The sequence below is a fragment of the Streptomyces sp. NBC_01716 genome (genome assembly GCF_036248275.1).
Classification (GTDB): domain Bacteria; phylum Actinomycetota; class Actinomycetes; order Streptomycetales; family Streptomycetaceae; genus Streptomyces.
Window position 1 is genome coordinate 1,415,031 of the sequence record NZ_CP109181.1, and the last position, 20,273, is coordinate 1,435,303.

At 69.8% G+C, this 20,273-nt stretch carries 16 protein-coding genes and 1 tRNA gene; 8 read left to right on the plus strand and 9 right to left on the minus strand.

The window, feature by feature from the left end; genetic code table 11:
- Nucleotides 1-19: 19 nt before the first annotated feature.
- The 4 genes from OIE74_RS06020 (at nt 20) to OIE74_RS06035 (ending at nt 4,193) form a co-directional block, all read left to right on the plus strand.
- A complete protein-coding gene (locus OIE74_RS06020; protein ID WP_329379168.1) occupies nt 20-799 on the plus strand; it encodes an IclR family transcriptional regulator in 780 nt (259 codons plus the stop codon).
- Nucleotides 800-899: 100 nt separating this feature from the next.
- Nucleotides 900-1,886 (plus strand): succinylglutamate desuccinylase/aspartoacylase family protein, encoded by a 987-nt coding sequence (locus OIE74_RS06025; RefSeq protein WP_329379170.1) that lies wholly within the window; start codon nt 900-902, stop codon nt 1,884-1,886.
- Between the two features lie 69 nt (nt 1,887-1,955).
- A complete protein-coding gene (locus OIE74_RS06030) occupies nt 1,956-3,170 on the plus strand; it encodes a metal-dependent hydrolase family protein (RefSeq protein WP_329379172.1) in 1,215 nt (404 codons plus the stop codon).
- Between the two features lie 117 nt (nt 3,171-3,287).
- Complete coding sequence (locus OIE74_RS06035; protein ID WP_329379173.1) at nt 3,288-4,193, plus strand: aldo/keto reductase; 906 nt, start codon at nt 3,288-3,290, stop codon at nt 4,191-4,193.
- Between the two features lie 133 nt (nt 4,194-4,326).
- Here OIE74_RS06035 and OIE74_RS06040 read toward each other — a convergent pair.
- The 6 genes from OIE74_RS06040 to sucC all read right to left on the minus strand — a co-directional run bounded on the left by OIE74_RS06040 (nt 4,327) and on the right by sucC (nt 9,592).
- Nucleotides 4,327-4,411 (minus strand) — tRNA-Leu (locus OIE74_RS06040).
- Nucleotides 4,412-4,594: 183 nt separating this feature from the next.
- Nucleotides 4,595-5,008, minus strand: coding sequence for a VOC family protein (locus OIE74_RS06045; RefSeq protein WP_329379175.1), 414 nt, complete (start codon nt 5,006-5,008; stop codon nt 4,595-4,597).
- A 10-nt stretch (nt 5,009-5,018) separates the two neighbouring features.
- A complete protein-coding gene (locus OIE74_RS06050) occupies nt 5,019-5,459 on the minus strand; it encodes a helix-turn-helix transcriptional regulator (RefSeq protein WP_329379176.1) in 441 nt (146 codons plus the stop codon).
- A 144-nt stretch (nt 5,460-5,603) separates the two neighbouring features.
- Nucleotides 5,604-7,145, minus strand: a complete 1,542-nt coding sequence (locus tag OIE74_RS06055; protein ID WP_329379178.1) for an aldehyde dehydrogenase family protein — start codon at nt 7,143-7,145, stop codon at nt 5,604-5,606.
- Nucleotides 7,146-7,521: 376 nt separating this feature from the next.
- Nucleotides 7,522-8,409: a succinate--CoA ligase subunit alpha gene (sucD, locus tag OIE74_RS06060; protein ID WP_329379180.1), complete on the minus strand. Its 888-nt coding sequence runs from the start codon at nt 8,407-8,409 to the stop codon at nt 7,522-7,524.
- 49 nt (nt 8,410-8,458) lie between these two features.
- A complete protein-coding gene (sucC, locus tag OIE74_RS06065) occupies nt 8,459-9,592 on the minus strand; it encodes an ADP-forming succinate--CoA ligase subunit beta (protein WP_329379182.1) in 1,134 nt (377 codons plus the stop codon).
- Between the two features lie 181 nt (nt 9,593-9,773).
- On the opposite strand from sucC, the gene OIE74_RS06070 reads away from it, so the two are divergent.
- The 4 genes from OIE74_RS06070 to OIE74_RS06085 all read left to right on the plus strand — a co-directional run bounded on the left by OIE74_RS06070 (nt 9,774) and on the right by OIE74_RS06085 (nt 16,461).
- Nucleotides 9,774-11,456, plus strand: a complete 1,683-nt coding sequence (locus OIE74_RS06070; protein WP_329379184.1) for a thiamine pyrophosphate-binding protein — start codon at nt 9,774-9,776, stop codon at nt 11,454-11,456.
- Between the two features lie 11 nt (nt 11,457-11,467).
- Nucleotides 11,468-12,742, plus strand: a complete 1,275-nt coding sequence (gene frc, locus OIE74_RS06075) for a formyl-CoA transferase (RefSeq protein WP_329379186.1) — start codon at nt 11,468-11,470, stop codon at nt 12,740-12,742.
- Between the two features lie 47 nt (nt 12,743-12,789).
- On the plus strand, nt 12,790-14,889 hold the full coding sequence (locus OIE74_RS06080; protein WP_329392186.1) for an acetate--CoA ligase family protein: 2,100 nt from the start codon (nt 12,790-12,792) through the stop codon (nt 14,887-14,889).
- 183 nt (nt 14,890-15,072) lie between these two features.
- Complete coding sequence (locus OIE74_RS06085; RefSeq protein ID WP_329379188.1) at nt 15,073-16,461, plus strand: OFA family MFS transporter; 1,389 nt, start codon at nt 15,073-15,075, stop codon at nt 16,459-16,461.
- 142 nt (nt 16,462-16,603) lie between these two features.
- Here OIE74_RS06085 and OIE74_RS06090 read toward each other — a convergent pair whose 3' ends face one another.
- The 3 genes from OIE74_RS06090 to eboE are packed head-to-tail and all read right to left on the minus strand — an operon-like array spanning nt 16,604 to nt 20,273.
- Entirely contained in the window at nt 16,604-17,653 is a 1,050-nt protein-coding gene (locus OIE74_RS06090) for a sugar phosphate isomerase/epimerase family protein (protein WP_329379190.1), read from the minus strand.
- A gap of 17 nt (nt 17,654-17,670) precedes the next feature.
- On the minus strand, nt 17,671-19,107 hold the full coding sequence (locus OIE74_RS06095) for an alkaline phosphatase family protein (protein ID WP_329379192.1): 1,437 nt from the start codon (nt 19,105-19,107) through the stop codon (nt 17,671-17,673).
- The gene (gene eboE / locus OIE74_RS06100; RefSeq protein ID WP_329379194.1) at nt 19,104-20,273 is read right to left on the minus strand and encodes a metabolite traffic protein EboE; all 1,170 of its coding nucleotides are present in this window, start codon (nt 20,271-20,273) and stop codon (nt 19,104-19,106) included. The genes OIE74_RS06095 and eboE overlap by 4 nt, the downstream gene beginning before the upstream one ends.

Below are 20,273 nucleotides of genomic sequence, written 5' to 3' on the forward strand. Positions count from 1 at the left end.
ACAGGAGAGGCACGTACCCATGGCAGAGGACACCGAAGTCCCCGGACCGGCCCCCACCGAGAACACCAAATCACCCAGCTACATGGGGCGCATCCTCAACCTGTTGGAACAGTCCGTGGTCGCCGAAGGCGCGCCGCTGACACTCACCGAACTGGCGGCGGCGGCCCAAGCGCCGTTGTCCACTGTGTCCCGGCTGACGGCCCAACTCGTCGCCTGGGGCTTCCTCAACGAGACCACCACGCACCGCTTCGTGCCCGGCCGACGGCTCGCCGCCATGGCCGCCGCCGTCAGCGAACACCTCTACAGCAACGACCGCCTCCAGCAGGCCACCCGGCTGCTCACCGGAATCACCGGCGAGAGCACGACGGCCGGACGCATCGTCGGGAACAGCATGTTCATCATCGCCCGCACCGAGTCCGAGCAGCCGCTGCGCGCGGTGAACCGGATCGGCGAGTTCATCCCGCCCGACAACTCCGCGCTCGGCAAGGCCATCATGTCCCGCCTGCCGCGCGCCCGGCAGCTCGCGCTGCTGCGCGGCGCCGACGTGGCCGACCCCGAGGCCACGCTGGAGAAGATACTGCCGGAGCTGGAGGAGGCACGGCGGCGCGGCTACGCCGTGGACGAGGAGACCTACAGCGTGGGCCTGCGCTGCCGGGCCGCCGCCGTCATCGGCCCGGACGGTCTGGCGGTCGCCGGTCTTTCCATCAGCGGGCCGGCCGCCCGCTTCACCCTCGACCTCGCCGAAGGAGCCGTTCCCGCGCTGCGCCAGGAGGCGTCCGCGATCGGCGAGATGCGGTGACCTCGGCCGGCCGGGAACACCGTCCCCGGCCCCCGGCACCGATAAGAGCCCGAGCACTGATCCCCGTACCCATTGCCCTACCAGCAAGGAGACACAGCGGATGAGCGACACCACAGCCACCGGGACCCCGGCCGCGCAGCCCGGCCGCACCATCGAGACCGTCCCCGTCACCCGCGTGGACAGCGGGCACGACCTCGCACTGACCGTCCACCGCCTGACCGGCGCCCGGCCAGGACCCACTTTGGTCGCCTTCGGCGGAGTCCACGGCGACGAGGCCATGGGCCCCGAGGAGATACGCAGGTTCGTCTCGTCGGTCGACCCCGCAGAGCTGGCGGGCACGATCGTCGCCGTACCGGTGGCGAACCCGTACGCGTACGCGGCGATGTCCCGCTTCACCCCGCAGGACGGCCTCAACCTCAACCGCATCTTCCCCGGCGACCGCAACGGCTCGGTCACCGAGCAACTGGCCGCCGTGCTCGCCGAGATCATGCTCCAGGCCGACTATTTCGTGGACTTCCACTCCAGCGGCCTGTACTCCACGGTCGAGTACTCGTACATCATGGACGACGGCCGGGAGATGGCCACGTCCTTCGGCGCCGGGCTCCTCTACCACCACGAGCCCTACGAGGGCACCTCCAGCGCGTGGGCCATCAAGAACGGCATCGCCTCGACCGTCTGCGAACTCGGCGGCGGCGGCCAACTGACCGACGCCTTCCTGGACAAGGCCGTACGCCAGGGCCGCAACATGCTCAAGGGCATTGGCATGCTGGCAGGCGCCCCGGAGGCCATCGTCGAGCGGCAGACGGTGATGACCGAACTCGTCACGCTGCGCCCGTCCAAGGGCGGCACGATGATCTCCCACTTCACCCCGGACCGGCTCGGTGAGGTGATCAAGGGCGGCACGGTGCTGGGCGAGGTCGTGGACCCGTACACGTTCGAGACGCTGGAACAGCTCGTCGCGCCCTACGACTCCAACATCCTGGTGCTCAGTCGCGAGGGCTACACCCGCACCGCACCGGGTGACTACGGCTTCATGGTCGGCAACGCCAACACCACGACCACCGTCGACGAGCTGTTCGGCACCTGAGCGCCGGGGGCGCGAGCGAGCAGGCGACCGGCGGACCGGCGTAGCGGAAACGAGGAGCGGCGTACCGGAATGGACATCAGACACGTCCACGTGGTGGACCCCGAGAGCGAACAGGTGCTCAGGGACCGGCGGATCACCCTGGAGGGCGACCGGATCACCGCCGTCGCGGCCGACACTCCCGGCCCACTCGCGCCCGGTGACCTGGACGGCACCGACCTGTACGCGGTCCCCGGATTCATCGACTGCCACGTGCACGTCACCTCGGTGACGGCCGACGAGTGGGCCGACACCGGGATGCCGCCGAGTTACGTCACCGCCCACGCGCTACGGGAACTGCGCGCGATGCTCGAACGCGGCTTCACCACGGTCCGGGACGCGGGCGGCGCGGATGCCGGACTGGCCGACGCCCTGGACGAGGGGCTGGCGCCCGGCCCCCGGCTGTACGTGTGTGGCAAAGCGCTGTCGCAGACCGGGGGACACGGCGACCTGCGGCCCCGAGGCCGGCTCCACGCCGACGACCACCCGGCCGTGCCCGGCATCGGCCGGATCGTCGACGGACCAGACGCGCTGCGCACCGCCGTACGGGAAGCCGTACGGTCCGGGGCGTCGTTCGTGAAACTGATGCTCTCCGGCGGGATCTCCAGCCCCACCGACCGGATCGACACCCCGCAGTACAGCGAGGACGAGATCCGCGCGGCGGTCGACGAGGCGAGGCGGGCGGGCATCTACTGCGCCGGGCACGCCTACACCCCGGAGGCGGTGGCCCGCGCGCTGCGACTGGGCGTACGCACCATCGAGCACGGCAATCTGATCGGCCCTGACGAGGCGCGGCTGTTCGCCGGGCACGACACGTACTACGTGCCGACGCTGGTGACGTACACGGTGCTGGCGGAGGAGGGCCCGCTCCACGGGCTCCCTCCCGCGAGCACCGCCAAGGTCGCGGCCGTGCGTGACAGTGGCCTCACCGCGCTGGCCCACGCCCACGCCGCCGACGCTCCGATCGCCTTCGGCACCGACCTGCTCGGTGCCATGCACGTTCATCAGTCGCGGGAGTTCGCGCTGCGGGCCAGGGTGCAGCCGGGCTGGGCGGTGCTGCGCAGCGCCACCACCACCGGTGCCCGGCTGCTCGGCGCGGCCGGTGAACTCGGTGTGCTCGCCCCCGGCGCCCGCGCCGACATCGTCCTGACCCGCCACAACCCTGCTGTCCACGTCGAGCGGTTGGCGGACCCGGCGCACGAGGTCGCCGCCGTCTTCTCGCGGGGCCGCCTCGCGGTACGCCGCTAGGCCGTGCGGCAACCGCCGGGTATCGCCGGGCCGATCGCCGAATCGGCTGTTCGCCGACCGGAGTTGCGCCGCCCGGCGGCTGCCGCGTGGCAGCACCATCAACAGACAGGGAGCCGTATGAACCACTCACCACACCTCACCAACCCGACCCGCGCGTGCGGGCGTTCGAAGGTCTTCCCTGTCGGCCTGGGCGGCATGCTGCTGTCCATCGAGGGTCGTCCGGACCGCGCGCAGGCCATGGCGACGATCCACACCGCGCTCGACGCCGGAGTGACCCTCATCGACTCCGCCTCCGCGTATCACATCGGCGCCGACGAGGTAGGGCACAACGAGACACTGATCGCCGACGCATTGGACAGTTGGGACGGCGACGCGGCCGGAGTCACGGTGGTGACGAAGGCGGGCCGGGTCCGGCCGGGCGACGGGCGATGGCTCACCGACAGCAGCCCCGACCACCTCGTCCGCTCGGCCACCGCGTCCCGCGACCGGCTCCGCCTCGACCGCATCGAGCTGTTCTTCCTGCACGCCCCTGACCCGGTGGTGCCCTTCGCCGACTCGCTGATCGCGCTGCTCCGGCTGCTCGCGGAGGGGACGGTCACCTCGGTGGGCGTATCCAACGTCACCGTCGCCGAACTCGACCTGGCCCACGAGCTGTTGGGCGAGGCCCTCGTCGCCGTGCAGAACGAGTTCTCGCCCAGCGCCACCCAGCACCGCGCGGTACTGCGCCGCGCGGAAGAACTCGGCCTGGCGTTCCTGGCCTGGCGGCCGTTGGGCACGGTCGGCACGAGGGACGACGAACTGACGGCCGCATTCACCGAGGTAGGCCGCGCCCACGACGTCAGCCCTCAACGCACCGCGCTGTCCTGGCTGTTGTCCACCAGCCCGGTACTCATCCCCATACCGGGCGCCCGCCGCCCCGATACGATCCTCGACTCCGCCCGCGCTGCGGAACTGCGTCTGGGCGACGCCGAAGTGAGCCGACTGGGCGCGGCGGTCGCGAGCCATGCGGAGCTTCAGGAGTGAGGCGGTCCCGTAGTCCTGGCTCGGACGCTGCGGGCGGCAGGGAGAGTGCACACAGAAATAACTCCCAGCACGGACGAATCCGTGCTGGGAGTTCTGTAAAGCCGACCTGGGCGGTCATGTGAACTGCCCATCGTGTCCGAGGGGGGACTTGAACCCCCACGCCCGATAAAGGGCACTAGCACCTCAAGCTAGCGCGTCTGCCATTCCGCCACCCGGACGAGTGGTCGAACCTCGGCGTTTCCGCCGGGCGACGTAATGAACGATACCAGGGCTCAGGGGTGCTCTTCACCCGCATATCCCATGGTCCGGGGCGCGACGGGGGCGGTGCGTGGAGGGTTCGGGCGGCACCGTACGCTCCTGCGGGGCGCGGTGGAGCGTACGGTGCCGGGGGCGCGCCGCACTCAGGCGGCCTTCGGCTCCTGGGAGATCCGGACCGTGTTGCCCGAGGGGTCGCGGAACGCGCAGTCGCGTGGGCCCCAGGGCTGGTCGATGGGCTCCTGGAGCACTTCGGCGCCGGCCGACCGTACCTTCTCGAAGGTCGCGTCGACGTCGTCGGTGCGGAAGACGATCTGGGTCAGGACGCCCTTGGTGAGCAGCTCCTGGAGGGCGTCGCCGTCGGCCTTCGAGCGGCCGGCGTGCGGTTCCGAGAGGACGAGTTCCAGGCCCGGCTGGGTCGGGCTGCCGAGGGTGACCCAGCGGAACCCGCCCGAGGCGACGTCGTTGCGGACCTCCAGGCCGAGCGCGTCACGGTAGAAGGTGAGCGCCTCGTCGGGGTCGTTGACAGTGATGTGCGAGTACTGGAGTGCGATGGTCATGCCCTCAACGCTAGGCCGCGGCTTCGGGACCCGCTTCTCGAATCCTGCTCGGTGTGTGTCTGGTGGGGCGGGTGAGCACCTTCGCCAGACAGGCGGGCATCGCCGTGACGGCACCGTGTTCGCGGGCGGCGTACGCGCTCGGCGTCTCCCCCATGATCTCGGTGAAGCGGGAGCTGAATGAGCCGAGGGACGTACAGCCCACCGTCATGCACGCGTCGGTCACGCTCGTGCCCGCGCGCAGCAGCGCCATCGCGCGCTCGATGCGGCGGGTCATGAGATAGCTGTACGGCGTCTCGCCGTAGGCGGCGCGGAACCGCCGCGAGAAGTGCGCGGGCGACATGAGCGCGTGGCGGGCCATCGTGGGCACGTCGAGGGGACGCGCGTACTCGCGGTCGATCAGATCGCGCGCCCGGCGCAGATGCGCGAGGTCGGCGAGATCCTTCGGGTCCATGCCCGCCACGTTACCACCCCGTGGAAACCATGCCTGACCTGCGAGAACGCACCTTGTATGGGAGGAATCGGCTGAGGAGGGGTTCCGAGCGACCTCAGCCGATTCCGGCTCATGGTGAGGGTGGGATTCGAGGTGGGCGCACCGTCACGGCATCAGGTGGTAGTCCGGGAAGTTGCCCGGCGGGCGCTCCCCGTCGGGGCCGTTCGTGACGGCCTTCACGAGCAGTTCGCCGCCGACGAAGGCGCCCCGCCAGGAGTGCCCGAAGCCGCCGAAGAGCTCGTCGCGGTCGCCGCGGGAACGCGGCCGGCCGTGGCCGACCTTGAACGCGCGGATCTGGGGGGACAGCCTGGCGTACGTCTCCGGGTCGTCGGTCGCCAGTGTCGCGGCCAGCGCCCCGTTGGAGGCGTTCATCGCGGCGAGGAGTTCCGCCTCGGTGTCGACCAGGACGATGGTGTCGACCGGGCCGAAGGGCTCCGCGTGGTGCAGCGGCGAGGACGGCGGCGGGCCCAGCAGCGTCACCGGCGCGAGGTACGCGGAGGTGTCCTGGCCGGGCAGGAAGCGCCCGTCCGCGAGCGATCCGTGGTGGATGGGGACCGCGCCGCGGTCGATGGCCTCGGCGACCTGGTCGTCCAGCTCCTTGACCTTGGCCGCGTTGATGAGCGGGCCGAAGTCGAGTTCGGGAAGCGGGTCGTCGGGGTGCTCGACGGCCAGCGGGTGGCCGAGCCGGATGGAGCGGACGGCGGGCAGATAGGCCCCGAGGAAGTCGGCGAAGAGCGAGCGCTGGACGACGAAGCGCGGGTACGCGGTGCAGCGCTGCTTGCCGTAGTCGAACAGCTTGGGGATGACGGCGGTGAGCGCGTCCCAGTCGGAGTGGTTCCAGACGCCCCAGGTGTTGAGGCCCTCCTGTTCGAGGATGTGGCGCTTGCCGAGGTCGGCGACGGTGGTGGCGATACGCGCGCCGGTGTCGCGGCCTCCTACGAAGGAGACGCAGCCGATCTCCGGGGAGCGGACCAGCGCCTCGGAGAGTTCCCCGCCGCTACCGCTGACCAGGGTGAACGGGAGCCCTTCGCGGACGGCGAGCGCGGCGGCCAGGGTGAGGCAGGCGACACCGCCGTCGGTGGGCGCCTTGGCGATCACCGCGTTGCCGGCGAGCGCCTGCACGAGCATGGCGTGGACCAGCACGGACATGGGGTAGTTCCAGCTGGCGATGTTGGAGACCGGGCCCGGCAGCGGGGTGCGGCCCTCCAGCATGGGTTCGACGCCGTCGACGTACCAGCGCACGCCGTCGATGGCGCGGTCGACGTCGGCCTGGGCGAGCCGCCAGGGCTTGCCGATCTCCCAGACGAGGAGGAGGGCGAGCAGCTCGCGGTGTTCGGTCAGGGCGTCGAGCGTGGCGCCGACGCGGGCGCGGCGCTCGGCGAGCGGGACGTGCCGCCAGGCGCGGTGCTGGTCGAGCGAGGCGCGTACGGCCTGCTGGGCGGCCTCGGCGCCGAGCCGCGGCGGCCCGGCGATGGGGCTGCCGTCGACGGCGCTGTAGGCGGGGAGGGTACGGCCGCCGGACTGCCAGGTGGCATCCCAGAGGTTGAGGACGTGGTCCTCCCGGAAGGCCTCGGGCGCGATGGCGAGGCATTGCTGCCAGGCGTCGGACCACGCGGTGCCCGGCTTGAGGATGAGGGTGGGTGCCATTGAGGGTTCTCCGCTCGTAAAGGGGCGGGGCGCGTGAGCGCGGATGCCGGACGAGGTGCACGGGTCGTCCGGTACGGCGGGTGGTGCGTGGCGCGCGGAACGCGTTCGCGCGTCCTTTTCAGCGGGCCGTCCGATGACCGGTTCGTCCTCGAACGCCGGACGGGCCGGGACGAGTGGATCGCGGCCCGGCCGGTCACCGGGGACACGGCCGTGCCGCCCGGCGGCGGGGACGGTCCGCCGGGGAGACGGGATGTCGCCGGCCCCGGCCGGGACCGGCCCGTCCCGGGGCGTGTCTCAGAAGTCGCCCGTGCGCCCGGGGGACGCCACAAGGCCGCCATGCCCCGCGCAGGGCTTCCGAAACACACCCCGGGTCGCGTCAGGCGCTGACCGCTATGCGGTCGAGCACCAGGCGGGCCGTTTCCGAGGGCGTCGAGCCGACGCGGACTCCGACCGCTTCCAGCGCCTTCTTCTTCGCCTCCGCCGTGCCCGACGAGCCCGAGACGATCGCCCCGGCGTGGCCCATCGTCTTGCCCTCGGGCGCGGTGAAGCCCGCGATGTAGCCGACCACCGGCTTTGTCACATGGTCCGCGATGTACGCCGCCGCACGCTCCTCCGCGTCGCCGCCGATCTCGCCGATGAGCACGATGAGTTCGGTGTCCGGGTCGGCCTCGAACGCGGCCAGGCAGTCGATGTGCGTCGTGCCGACGACGGGGTCTCCCCCGATGCCGACCGCCGACGAGAAGCCGATCTCGCGCAGCTCGTACATCAACTGGTACGTCAGCGTGCCCGACTTGGAGACCAGCCCGATCTTGCCGGGCTTGGTCGCGATGTCCGCCGGGATGATGCCGGCGTTGGACTGTCCGGGGCTGATGAGCCCGGGGCAGTTGGGCCCGATGATCCGGGTGTCGCTCTTCGCGGCGTACGCCTGGAAGGCGACCGCGTCATGGACGGGAATGCCCTCGGTGATCACGACGGCGAGGCCGATCCCCGCGTCGACGGCCTCCAGAACCGCCGCCTTCGCGAACGGCGGCGGCACGAAGACGACGGTGACGTCCGCGCCGGTCGCCGCGATGCCGTCGGCGACGGAGCCGAAGACGGGGACCGCCCGGCCGTCGAAGTCGACGCTCTGGCCCGCCTTGCGCGGGTTGACGCCGCCGACGACATCGGTCCCGGCCTCCAGCATCCTGCGGGTGTGCTTCATGCCCTCGGCACCGGTCATGCCCTGGACGAGGACCTTGCTCTCCTTGGTCAGGAAAATCGCCATGGTCTCTTCTCCCTCTTTCCGTTGTCCGCGTCGCCTGCTGCTGGCAGGCTCATCCGGCGTTCGCGAGTACGGCGGACTGGCGCGCGGCGCCGTCCATGGTCGTGACCTGCTCCACGAGCGGATGCGCACGGTCGGCGAGGATCGCGCGGCCCCGGGCGGCGTTGTTGCCGTCGAGGCGTACGACGAGCGGTTTGGTCAGCCGGACGGTCTCCAGCGCCTGGACGATGCCGTCGGCGACGGCGTCGCAGGCGGTGATCCCGCCGAAGACGTTGACGAACACGGACTTCACGTCGGGGTCGGACAGGATGACGGAGAGTCCGTCGGCCATGACCTGGGCCGAGGCGCCGCCGCCGATGTCGAGGAAGTTGGCGGGGCGGGCGCCGCAGCCGGCGACGACGTCGAGGGTCGACATGACGAGCCCCGCGCCGTTGCCGATGATGCCGACCTCGCCGTCGAGCTTGACGTAGTTGAGGCCCTTGGCGGCGGCTGCCGCCTCCAGCGGGTCGGCGCCCGGGTCCTCCTGGTCGTCGCCCCAACGGCTCTGGCGGAACCGGGCGTTGTCGTCCAGGGTCACTTTTCCGTCAAGTGCCAGGATGCGGCCGTCGGTTGTCCTGACGAGCGGGTTGACCTCGACCAGCAGCGCGTCCTCCTTGATCAGGACCTGCCAGAGCGACTGGAGTACGAAGGCGGTCTCCGGCGGCAGCCCGGCCGCCGCCGCGATCTCCGCCGCCTTGGCCGCGGTGACGCCCTCGGCCGGATCGACCGGGATCCGGGCCACCGCCTCGGGGCGGGTCGCCGCCACCTCCTCGATCTCCATGCCGCCCTCGGCGGACGCGATCGCGAGGAAGGTCCCCGCGGCGCGGTCGAGCACGTAACTGACGTAGAACTCGGTCTCGATGTCCACCGGTTGGGCCAGCATCACCGTGCGGACGGTGTGGCCCTTGATGTCCATCCCGAGGATCTGGCGAGCGGTCAGTTCCGCGGCGGCCGGATCGGCCGCGAGCTTCACCCCGCCGGCCTTGCCCCGGCCTCCGGTCTTCACCTGTGCCTTGACGACGACCCGGCCGCCGAGCCGCTCCGCCGCGAGGGCGGCTTCCCTCGCGAACTCGACGGTTTCGGCCTCCGGCACGGCGATGCCGTACTCCGCGAACAGGTCTCTGGCTTGGTGCTCGTACAGATCCATGCCGGCTCCCACTGCAACAGAAACGAATGAAAGTGCCGCACGCCCCCTGGACACCACCCACCGAATGCGGGATAACAAGCTTCATACAGTATTCGTCGACTGTATGCAATCCATCGCGGGAGCACTCGGGAGCACCCCCAGGAGCACCCCCGGCTCCCCTACGAAGGGACAGGACAACCTCATGCCCGACGACAGCCAGGAACTCATCTCCGGTGGTCATCTGGTCGCCAAGGCACTCAAGGCAGAAGGTGTCGAGGTCATCTACACCCTCTGCGGCGGCCACATCATCGACATCTACGACGGCTGCGTCGACGAGGGCATCGAAGTCGTCGACGTACGTCACGAGCAGGTCGCCGCCCACGCCGCCGACGGTTACGCGCGCATCACCGGCAAGCCCGGCTGCGCCGTCGTCACCGCCGGGCCGGGCACGACCGACGCCGTCACCGGTGTCGCCAACGCGTTCCGTGCCGAGTCACCCATGCTGCTCATCGGCGGCCAGGGCGCACTCACCCAGCACAAGATGGGTTCGCTGCAGGACCTGCCGCACGTGGACATGATGACGCCGATCACCAAGTTCGCGGCGACCGTCCCCGACACGGCCCGCGCGGCCGACATGGTCTCCATGGCCTTCCGGGAGTGCTACAACGGCGCTCCCGGCCCGTCCTTCCTGGAGATTCCGCGCGATGTCCTCGACGCGAAGGTCCCGGCCGACAAAGCACGCGTACCCAAAGCCGGCCAGTACCGGGCCTCGACCCGTTCGGCCGGTGACCCCGCGGCCATCGAGAAGCTCGCCGATCTGCTCGTGCACGCCGAGAAGCCGGCGATCCTGCTCGGCAGCCAGGTGTGGACCACGCGGGCCACCGACGAGGCGATCGAGCTCGTACGGACGCTGAACGTCCCCGCCTACATGAACGGCGCGGGCCGGGGCACCCTGCCTCCCGGCGACCCGCACCACTTCCAGCTCTCGCGCCGCTACGCCTTCACCAACGCCGACCTCATCATCATCGTCGGCACGCCCTTCGACTTCCGGATGGGTTACGGCAAGCGGCTCTCGCCCGACGCGACGGTCGTCCAGATCGACCTCGACTACCGCACCGTCGGCAAGAACCGCGACATCGACCTCGGCATCGTCGGCGACGCCGGCCTCGTCCTGAAGTCGGTCACCGAGGCGGCGAGCGGCCGGATCAACGGCGGCTCGGTCAAGCGCAAGGCATGGCTGGAGGAGCTGCGGGCCGCCGAGCAGACGGCGATCGAGAAGCGGCTGCCCTCGCTCAAGAAGGACAGCTCGCCGATCCACCCCTACCGGCTGGTCAGCGAGATCAACGAATTCCTCACCGAGGACTCGATCTACATCGGCGACGGCGGCGACATCGTCACCTTCTCCGGCCAGGTCGTGCAGCCCAAGTCGCCCGGCCACTGGATGGACCCGGGCCCGCTCGGCACGCTCGGTGTCGGCGTCCCCTTCGTCCTCGCGGCGAAGAAGGCGCGGCCGGACAAGGAGGTCGTGGCGCTCTTCGGTGACGGCGCCTTCTCGCTGACGGGCTGGGACTTCGAGACGCTCGTCCGCTACAACCTGCCGTTCGTGGGCATCGTCGGCAACAACTCGTCGATGAACCAGATCCGTTACGGCCAGAAGGCCAAGTACGGCGACGAGCGCGAGCGGGTCGGCAACACCCTCGGCGACGTCCACTACGACAAGTTCGCCCAGATGCTGGGCGGTTACGGCGAAGAGGTCAGGGATCCGGCCGAGATCGCACCCGCGCTCCAGCGGGCCCGCGAGTCCGGACTGCCGTCGCTGATCAACGTCTGGGTCGACCCCGACGCGTACGCCCCCGGAACCATGAACCAGACCATGTACAAGTAAGGGAGGCCATGATGACCCAGGCTCTCGAAGCCCCGGAGAACTCCCCCGACACACCGAGCACCCAGGCCCTGAGCGGCATCCGTGTCCTCGACATGACGCATGTGCAGTCCGGCCCATCGGCCACCCAGATCCTCGCCTGGCTCGGCGCGGACGTGGTGAAGGTGGAGGCACCGACGGGCGACATCACCCGTAAGCAACTGCGCGACATCCCCGATGTCGACTCGCTGTACTTCACGATGCTCAACTGCAACAAGCGCAGTGTCACGCTCAACACCAAGACCGAGCGCGGCAAGGAGATCCTGACCGAACTCATCCGCCGCTCCGACGTGATGGTCGAGAACTTCGGCCCCGGCGCGGTCGACCGGATGGGATTCACCTGGGAGAAGATCCAGGAGATCAACCCGAAGATCGTGTACGCCTCGATCAAGGGCTTCGGCGAAGGCCCGTACACCAACTTCAAGGCGTACGAGGTCGTCGCGCAGGCGATGGGCGGCTCGATGTCGACCACCGGCTTCGAGGACGGTCCGCCGCTGGCGACCGGCTCGCAGATCGGTGACTCCGGCACCGGCATGCACGCGGTGGCCGCCATCCTGGCCGCGCTCTACCAGCGCACCGCCACCGGGCGCGGGCAGCGCGTGAACGTCGCGATGCAGCACGCCGTGCTCAACCTCTGCCGGGTCAAGCTCCGTGACCAGCAGCGCCTTTCGCACGGCCCGCTGGCCGAGTACCCGAACGAGGACTTCGGCGACGCGGTCCCGCGCTCCGGCAACGCCAGCGGTGGCGGACAGCCCGGCTGGGCGGTCAAGTGCGCGCCGGGCGGCCCGAACGACTACGTGTACGTGATCGTGCAGCCGGTCGGCTGGAAGCCGGTCAGCGAGCTGATCGGCCGGCCCGAACTGGCCGACGACCCGGACTGGGCGACCCCCGAGGCCCGCCTCACCAAGCTGGGCAAGATGTTCCAGCTCATCGAGGAGTGGACCTCGACCCTCCCCAAGTGGGAGGTGCTGGAGAAGCTCAACGCGCACAACATCCCGTGCGGCCCGATCCTCTCCACCAAGGAGATCATCGAGGACCCCTCGCTCGCGGCCAACGAGATGGTCGTCGAGGTCGAGCACCCGCAGCGCGGGAGTTTCACCACGGTCGGAAGCCCGCTGAAGCTCTCCGACTCCCCCGTCCACATCACCGCATCCCCGCTGCTCGGTGAGCACAACGCGGAGGTGTACGTCGGCGAGCTCGGTCTCGGCGACGAGGAACTGCGCCTGTTGAAGACGAACGGAGTCATCTAGTGGCGGACAGCACTGCCTTCAAGCCCGACAAGGACAACGTCGACGCGATCATCAAGACCGCGCTCGCGCAGGGGCGTACGTCGCTGACCGCGCCCGAGGGCAAGGCGATCACGGACGCGTACGGGATCCCGACGCCGGGCGAGGCGCTCGCGGAGTCGGCCGACGACGCGGTGGCCGTGGCCGCCCGGATCGGTTTCCCGGTCGCGATGAAGATCGTGTCGCCGGAGATCCTGCACAAGACGGACGCGGGCGGCGTGCAGATCGGCGTCGGTTCGGCGGCCGAGGTACGGGCGGCCTTCACCACGATCGTGTCCAACGCGCGGGCGTACGACCCCAACGCGCAGATCCTGGGCGTTCAGGTGCAGCAGATGGTGCCCGCGGGCACCGAGATCCTGATCGGTACGGTCACCGACCCCACCTTCGGCAAGGTCGTGGCCTTCGGTCTCGGCGGTGTCCTGGTGGAGGTGCTGAAGGACGTCACCTTCCGGCTCGCGCCCGCCACCAAGGACGACGCGCTGTCCATGCTGGACGGCATCCGGGCCGCGGAGATCCTGCGCGGGGTACGGGGCGGTGCGGCGGTCGACCGTGACGCGCTGGCCGATCTCGTGGTGCGGGTCTCGCAGTTGGCCGCCGACTTCCCCAACATCGCGGAGGTGGACCTCAACCCGGTCTTCGCATCGGCGAGCGGGGTCATGGCGGCCGACGTACGGATCCTGCTCACCGAGGAGTTGCCGGCCGTACGGCGCACCTACTCGCGCGAGGAGATCCTCACCTCCATGCGCCGGCTCATGGAGCCGCGTTCGGTGGCGGTCATCGGTGCCTCCAACGAGGACGGCAAGATCGGCAATTCGGTTATGCGCAACCTTATCGACGGAGGTTTCGCGGGCGAGATCTACCCGGTCAATCCCAAAGCCGATGACATTCTCGGCCGCAAGGCGTACAAGAGCGTGATGGACGTTCCCGGTGAGCCTGACGTGGCGATATTCGCGATCCCCGCGAAGTTCGTCGCCACCGCGCTCACCGAGGTCGGCCGCAAGAACATCCCCAACGCCGTCCTGATCCCGTCCGGGTTCGCCGAGACCGGCGAGCACGAACTCCAGCAGCAGATCGTGACGATCGCCGAGGAGAACGGGATCCGGCTGCTCGGGCCGAACATCTACGGCTACTACTCCACCTGGCAGGACCTCTGCGCCACGTTCTGCACCCCGTACGACGTCAAGGGCGGCGTGGCACTGACCTCGCAGTCCGGCGGCATCGGGATGGCGATCCTCGGCTTCGCGAGGACCACCAGGACCGGTGTGTCGGCCATCGTCGGACTCGGCAACAAGTCGGACCTCGACGAGGACGACCTGCTGACCTGGTTCGGTGAGGACGACAACACCGACTGCATCGCGATGCACCTGGAGGACCTCAAGGACGGCCGCGCCTTCGTCGAGGCGGCGCGCGCGACCGTACCGAAGAAGCCCGTGGTGGTCCTCAAGGCCGGTCGTACGGCGGCGGGCGCCAAGGCGGCGGGCTCGCACACCGGGGCCCTGGCGGGCGACGACGCGGTGTACGAGGACATCCTGCGGCAGTCGGGCGTCATCAGGGCGCCGGGTCTGGGCGAGATGCTGGAGTTCGCGCGCGGGCTGCCCGTACTCCCCACCCCCAAGGGCGACAACGTCGTGATCATCACGGGCGCCGGCGGGTCGGGGGTGCTGCTGTCGGACGCGATCGTCGACAACGGCCTGTCGCTGATGGAGATCCCGCCGGACCTGGACGAGGCGTTCCGCGCCTTCATCCCGCCCTTCGGGGCGGCGGGCAACCCGGTGGACATCACGGGCGGCGAGCCGCCGTCCACCTACGAGGCCACGATCCGGCTCGGGCTGGAGGATCCCCGGATCCACTCACTCGTGCTGGGCTACTGGCACACAATCGTCACCCCGCCGATGGTCTTCGCCGAACTGACGGCGCGGGTGGTGGCCGAGTTCAGGGAACGCGGCATCGAGAAGCCGGTGGTGGCGTCGCTCGCGGGCGACGTCGAGGTGGAGGCCGCGTGCCAGTACCTCTACGAACGGGGCGTCGTGGCGTACCCGTACACCACCGAGAAGCCCGTCGAGGTGCTCGGCGCGAAATACCGCTGGGCGCGGGCGGCGGGGCTGCTGTGAGAGACCGGCAGCGGCCGAGCGCAGGCCGTACGGCGCAAGCCGCAGAGCTGTGGGGAGGCGCCGGATGAGCTGACGGTGCGACCCAGGGGGCCTGTGGATTCCGCTCATCGCAGGCCCCCCGCACGAAGAGAACGGACAGGGGGCGCTGGCCTGACTTCTTCGACGCAAGGGGTTCGATCGAAAATGGCGACAACTGACATCTCCACATCCGTCCCCTATCAGGAGGTGACCGACCGGAACGGCCGCATCTACCGGATCGGCCAGTCCGACCGGCAGATCATGGGGCGGCCGCGCTGGACGATGGTGCTCTTCCCGTGGATCGGCATGATGGGGATCAGCTCCTCGGAGTACGCGTTCACCGCGGCCGAGGACACTCTCCACACGGCACACGCGTGGAGCAGCGGGCACATCTTCTGGCTGATGGGTGTCTGGATCTTCTTCCAGGCGGCCGTGGCCTTCCCCGCGGGGCAGCTCCGTGAGAGCGGCAAGCTGCCCGCCCGCTACGCGATGATGCTCGGCGCGCTGGGCACGCTGCTGGGCTACCTCTCCCTGGCCTACGCGCCGCACGTGATCGTGGCGTACATAGGCTTCGGTATGTTCAGCGGTATCGGCGCCGGTCTCGTCTACGCGACCTGCGTCAACATGGTCGGCAAATGGTATCCGGAGCGCAAGGGAGGCAAGACCGGCCTCGTCAACGGCGGTTTCGCCTACGGCTCCGTGCCCTTCGTCTTCCTTTTCACCTCGTACATGGACCTGAGCAACTACCAGGGTGTGCTGGTCTTCGTCGGTGTGGTCTGCTGCGCGATGGTCGCCGTCTCCGGCTGGTTCTTCAAGGACCCGCCGAAGTTCTGGTGGCCCGAGGGTGCCGACCCGCTGAAGGTCTCCGACGACCCGAGGATCCGGCGCGCGCTGGAGAAGAACCCGCCGGCCGTCCGGCAGTACACCCCGAAGGAAGCCGCACGGGTCCCGGTCCTGTGGATGATGTGGTTCTGCCTGCTCTGCACGGCGGGCATCAACATCTTCGGTATCGCGATGCAGGTGCCGTTCGGTAAGGAAATGGGCTTCGCCGGCGGGATCGTGGCCACGGCCATGTCGCTGAAGGCCATCGTGAACGGTACGGGCCGAGGCGTCATCGGCTGGATCTCCGACAAGTACGGGCGCCGCCAGACGCTGATCTTCGTCTGCATCGTCCTGGGCATGTCGCAGTTCGGCGTGCTGGCCTCCGGATCCGCGGGCAGTATGCCGCTGTTCCTGGTCTGCTCGATGATCTCCGGCTTCGGCGGCGGCGCGATCTTCCCGCTCTTCGCGGCCATGACGGCGGACTACTTCGGCGAGAACAACAACGCGTCGAACTACGGCATGGTCTACAGCTCCAAGCTCATCTCCGGCCTGGTCGGTGCCGGTGTGGGTGGAGTCGTGGTGAGCAACTGGGGTTACAACACCGCGTTCGTCATCGCCGGCAGCGTCGGACTGTTCTCGGCGTGCCTGGCGACCTTCCTGAAGGCTCCGGGGCGGCCGGACATCAAGAAGATCCAGGCGAATCCGAACCCGATCGGGCGGGAGGACGCCTGAGCGGATCCGGATGACGGGATCGCGGACACATGTACGAGGCCCCCTGTGCGGCTCCGGAAGGAGTCGCACAGGGGGCCTCTTCATGGGCGCGCCGGTCGGTCAGCGGGCCGCACGGGTCAAGCGGTCACGCGGATCAGACGGGTCAGCAGCGCTTCTCGCGCAGCGAGTGCAGGTGGTCCGCCGACTTCTGGGCGAACAGGATCGAGTCGACCGGGTTGTCGTGCTCGGCCTGCCAGTGGTGAGTCCTGCGGCCGTTGTGGGTCTTGTTCACGGCCGAGATGAACTTCTTGTAGTCGATGTCGCCGTCGCCGACGTCGACCATGTCGTAGCCGTCGCGCGCCTCCTCGTTCTTCACGCCGTCCTTGACGTGGAAGAGGGGGTAGCGCTCGGGCTGCTTGAGCACGTAGCGCAGCGGGTCGAAGGGGGCGGGCTTGCCGTCACCGGTCTTGCTGAAGCGGTGCACGGCGGAGAAGGCCCAGTAGATGTCCATCTCCAGATAGACCAGCTTGGGGTCGGTCTCCGCGAGAAGGACGTCGTAGAGACGGACGCCCGGCTTGTCGCTGGCGAAGGAGAACTCCTCGGCGTGGTTGTGCTGGTAGAACTTCATGCCGCGCTTGCGGGCGGCGGCGCCGTAGGTGTTGAAGTCCTCGGCCGCCCGCTTCCAGGCGTCGACGGTGTCGCCGTGACGGAAGGGGCCGGAGGCCGTACCGATGTGGTCGAGGCCCAGCGCCTGGGCGTCGTCCAGCACCTTGTCCAGGTTCTGGGCGAAGCTGTACGCGTCCGGGTTGTTGTCGTCGGCGTAGTTGACGTGGCTGCCGATCGGGCGCAGACCGTGGTCCCTGGCCAGCTTGCGGAGCTGCGGGATGGTGATGGCGCCCGCGCTGCCCTGTGTGTAGCCCGCGTACTCGATCTCGTCGTAGCCGAAGCGCTCCAGCTCCTCGAAGACCTTCGCGAAGCCGAGGGAGTTGACCTTGTCACGCAGCGAGTAGAGCTGGATGCCGAGGTGGCCCGGGGTGAGGACCGGCTCGGTCTTTCCGTGACCGTGGCCCCGGCCGCGCTCGGTGGCGGCCGCGGGGGTGGCCGCGGAGAGACCGAGAATGGCGGCGGCACCGGTGCCCGCCGCCACACCCAGCATGTTGCGGCGGCTGAGCTTCGCTGCGAGCTCCGGGTCGACTGACTTCTTGCGGCTCATGCGTGGAACTCCTTATGTCAGTGCAGTCCTGCGAGGTTGAGGAGCAGGGATTTCACGTCGGTGGCCTCGGTGCGGCCGGTGACGGCTTCGGGGGTGGAGCAGAGGATGAGCGGGCCCTCGTCGTCGCTCGTGGGAAGGCGGCCGTGGCTGCCGCGGATGGGTGAGGGGTCCAGGGGGACCACGGCGAGCCGGTAGCGCATGCCGAGCTTCTTGCGGGCGATGGCCTTGGCCGCCTTGACCTTCACGTACGGGTCGGCGGGGTCCATGAACAGCTCGACGGGGTCGTAGCCCGGCTTGCGGTGGATCTCGACGAGCTGGGCGAAGTCGGGCGCCTTGGCGTCGTCGAGCCAGTAGTAGTACGTGAACCAGGCGTCCGGTTCGGCGACGGCGACCAGTTCGCCGGAGCGCGGGTGGTCCAGGCCGTAGTTCTTCTTGCCCTCGTCGTCCAGGATCTCCTCGATGCCCTTGAGGTCCTTCAGCGCCTCGCGGGTCGCGTCCAGGTCCTCGGGGCGGCGCACGTAGATGTGCGAGATCTGGTGGTCGGAGACGGCGAAGGCGCGCGAGGCCATCGGGTCCAGATACTCCATGCCGTCCTGGGTGTGGACCTCAAGGAGGCCGGCACGGCGCAGGGCCCGGTTGATGTCGACGGGCCGGGAGACATTGGTGATGCCGTACTCGGACAGGGCGACGACCGTGCGGCCCTCGCGGCGCGCGTCGGCCAGCAGAGGGCCCATCGCCGCGTCGAGGTCGCGGGCCGCCTGGTGGGAGCGGGGGTCGTCGGGGCCGAAGCGCTGGAGGTCGTAGTCCAGGTGCGGGAGATAGCAGAGCGCCAGATCGGGACGGCGGGTGTCGATGATGTGGCGGGTGGCGTCGATGATCCACTGCGAGGAGACGAGGTCGGCGCCGGGGCCCCAGAAGTGGAAGAGGGGGAACGTGCCGAGTTTGTCGTGCAGTTCGTCGTGCAGGGCCGGGGGCCGGGTGTAGCAGTCGGGCTCCTTGCGGCCGTCGGCGTAGTACACGGGGCGCGGCGTGACGGTGTAGTCGGTGTCGGCGCCCATCGCGTACCACCAGCAGATGTTGGCGACGGTGTAGCCGGGGTGGGCGCGGCGGGCGGCGTCCCAGAGCTTGTCGCCGGAGACGAGCCCGTTGTGCTGGCGCCACAGCAGCACGTCGCCCAGCTCGCGGAAGTACCAGCCGTTGCCGACGATGCCGTGCTCGGACGGCAGGGTGCCGGTGAGGAACGTGGACTGCGCGCTACAGGTGACGGCGGGCAGCACGGTGGTCAGCGGGCCCTGCGAGCCTGCGGCGGCCAGCTTCTTGAGATTCGGCATATGGGCCAGGAGCTGGGGGGTGAGGCCGACGACGTCCAGGACCAGCAGCGGGGTGGGGCCCGTCGCGGTCTCGGCGGGCTCGGTGGGCTCGGTCTTCGGCTCGGGTGCGGGGTCGGCGGTCATGGCAGCTCCTTGAGACCCAGGTCGACCAGGAGGTCGCGGGCCAGCGTCAGTTCGGCGGCGATGCCCTCGGCGAGCCGGCCGCGTGAGCGGGGGCGCAGCTCGGGCGGGAGCGCCTGCCAGGTGTACGTCTCGACCTCCAGGTGGCGGGTCAGCGGTTCGGCGCCGCCGACGAGCCGGGCGAGGGTTTCCTGGAGTACGGGGAGGGTCGAGGTCAGGGGCGGGGCGGGCGGTGCGTGCAGCGGGACATGGAAGTGGGCGCGCCAGGGGGCGCCGTCGGGCAGCGCCTCGCCGGCCAGGGCCTCTTCGAGGTCGTCGGTGCCACGCAGCCCGGCCGCCGTACGGGTGCGGGTCTGGTGCAGGAAGCGCGGCTCGGCGAAGGCGGCCAGGGCGTCCCGTACCTCGGGCAGATGGGGGTGTTCGGCGTGCAGCGCGGCGGAGAGCTGCGCCTTGGGGATGGTGACTCCGGCCTCCGTGAGCGCTTGGAGCGCCGTCGACGGCTCCTCGAAGGAGGTGGCGAGATGGCAGGTGTCGACGCAGATGCCGATCCGGGGGCTGGCCACGTCGGTGAGCGGCCCGATCGCGTCGGCGGTGGTCTCGACGGTGCAGCCGGGCTCGGGCTCCAGCGCGATACGGATGGATTTGCCGGTCAACTCCTCCAGCGCGTCCAGCCGTTCGGCGAGGGTGGTGAGCGCGGCGTGGGCGGTGCGGGCGGCCGCTTCGTCGAAGTCGGTGCGCCAGGCGAGCGGCAGCGTCGAGACGGAGCCCTCGGTGACGTCGTCGGGCAGCAGGGCCGCGAGGAGCCGTGCGAGGTCGGTGGTGTGCTCAAGGCGCTCGGGGTCGGCCCAGTCCGGTTTGTAGACGCGGTACTTGACCTCTTCGGCGCCGAAGCCGTCGTACGGGAATCCGTTGAGGGTCACGACCTCCAGGCCGCGCCGCTCCAACTCGCTTTTCAAGCCGCGTAGTTGGGCGGGGTCGTTGATCAGCGAGCGGGCCGCGCCCTTGGCGAGCCACAGACCTATGCCGAGGCGGTCACGGCCCAGGCGCTTGCGGATTGGCTCGCAGTGGTCGCGCAGTTGGGCCAGGACGCCTTCGAGGTTCTCGGCGGGGTGGACGTTGGTGCAGTACGAGAGATGGACGGTGGAGCCGTCGGGGTGGCGGAAGCGCAT

Bases quoted from the DNA above. Each gene is read 5' to 3' on its own strand.
- OIE74_RS06020 (WP_329379168.1), top strand. From the start codon at position 20: ATGGCAGAGGACACCGAAGTCCCCGGACCGGCCCCCACCGAGAACACC.
- OIE74_RS06025 (WP_329379170.1), top strand. From the start codon at position 900: ATGAGCGACACCACAGCCACCGGGACCCCGGCCGCGCAGCCCGGCCGC.
- OIE74_RS06030 (WP_329379172.1), top strand. From the start codon at position 1,956: ATGGACATCAGACACGTCCACGTGGTGGACCCCGAGAGCGAACAGGTG.
- OIE74_RS06035 (WP_329379173.1), top strand. From the start codon at position 3,288: ATGAACCACTCACCACACCTCACCAACCCGACCCGCGCGTGCGGGCGT.
- OIE74_RS06045 (WP_329379175.1), bottom strand. From the start codon at position 5,008: ATGACCATCGCACTCCAGTACTCGCACATCACTGTCAACGACCCCGAC.
- OIE74_RS06050 (WP_329379176.1), bottom strand. From the start codon at position 5,459: ATGGACCCGAAGGATCTCGCCGACCTCGCGCATCTGCGCCGGGCGCGC.
- OIE74_RS06055 (WP_329379178.1), bottom strand. From the start codon at position 7,145: ATGGCACCCACCCTCATCCTCAAGCCGGGCACCGCGTGGTCCGACGCC.
- sucD (WP_329379180.1), bottom strand. From the start codon at position 8,409: ATGGCGATTTTCCTGACCAAGGAGAGCAAGGTCCTCGTCCAGGGCATG.
- sucC (WP_329379182.1), bottom strand. From the start codon at position 9,592: ATGGATCTGTACGAGCACCAAGCCAGAGACCTGTTCGCGGAGTACGGC.
- OIE74_RS06070 (WP_329379184.1), top strand. From the start codon at position 9,774: ATGCCCGACGACAGCCAGGAACTCATCTCCGGTGGTCATCTGGTCGCC.
- frc (WP_329379186.1), top strand. From the start codon at position 11,468: ATGACCCAGGCTCTCGAAGCCCCGGAGAACTCCCCCGACACACCGAGC.
- OIE74_RS06085 (WP_329379188.1), top strand. From the start codon at position 15,073: ATGGCGACAACTGACATCTCCACATCCGTCCCCTATCAGGAGGTGACC.
- OIE74_RS06090 (WP_329379190.1), bottom strand. From the start codon at position 17,653: ATGAGCCGCAAGAAGTCAGTCGACCCGGAGCTCGCAGCGAAGCTCAGC.
- OIE74_RS06095 (WP_329379192.1), bottom strand. From the start codon at position 19,107: ATGACCGCCGACCCCGCACCCGAGCCGAAGACCGAGCCCACCGAGCCC.
- eboE (WP_329379194.1), bottom strand. From the start codon at position 20,273: ATGCGCTTCCGCCACCCCGACGGCTCCACCGTCCATCTCTCGTACTGC.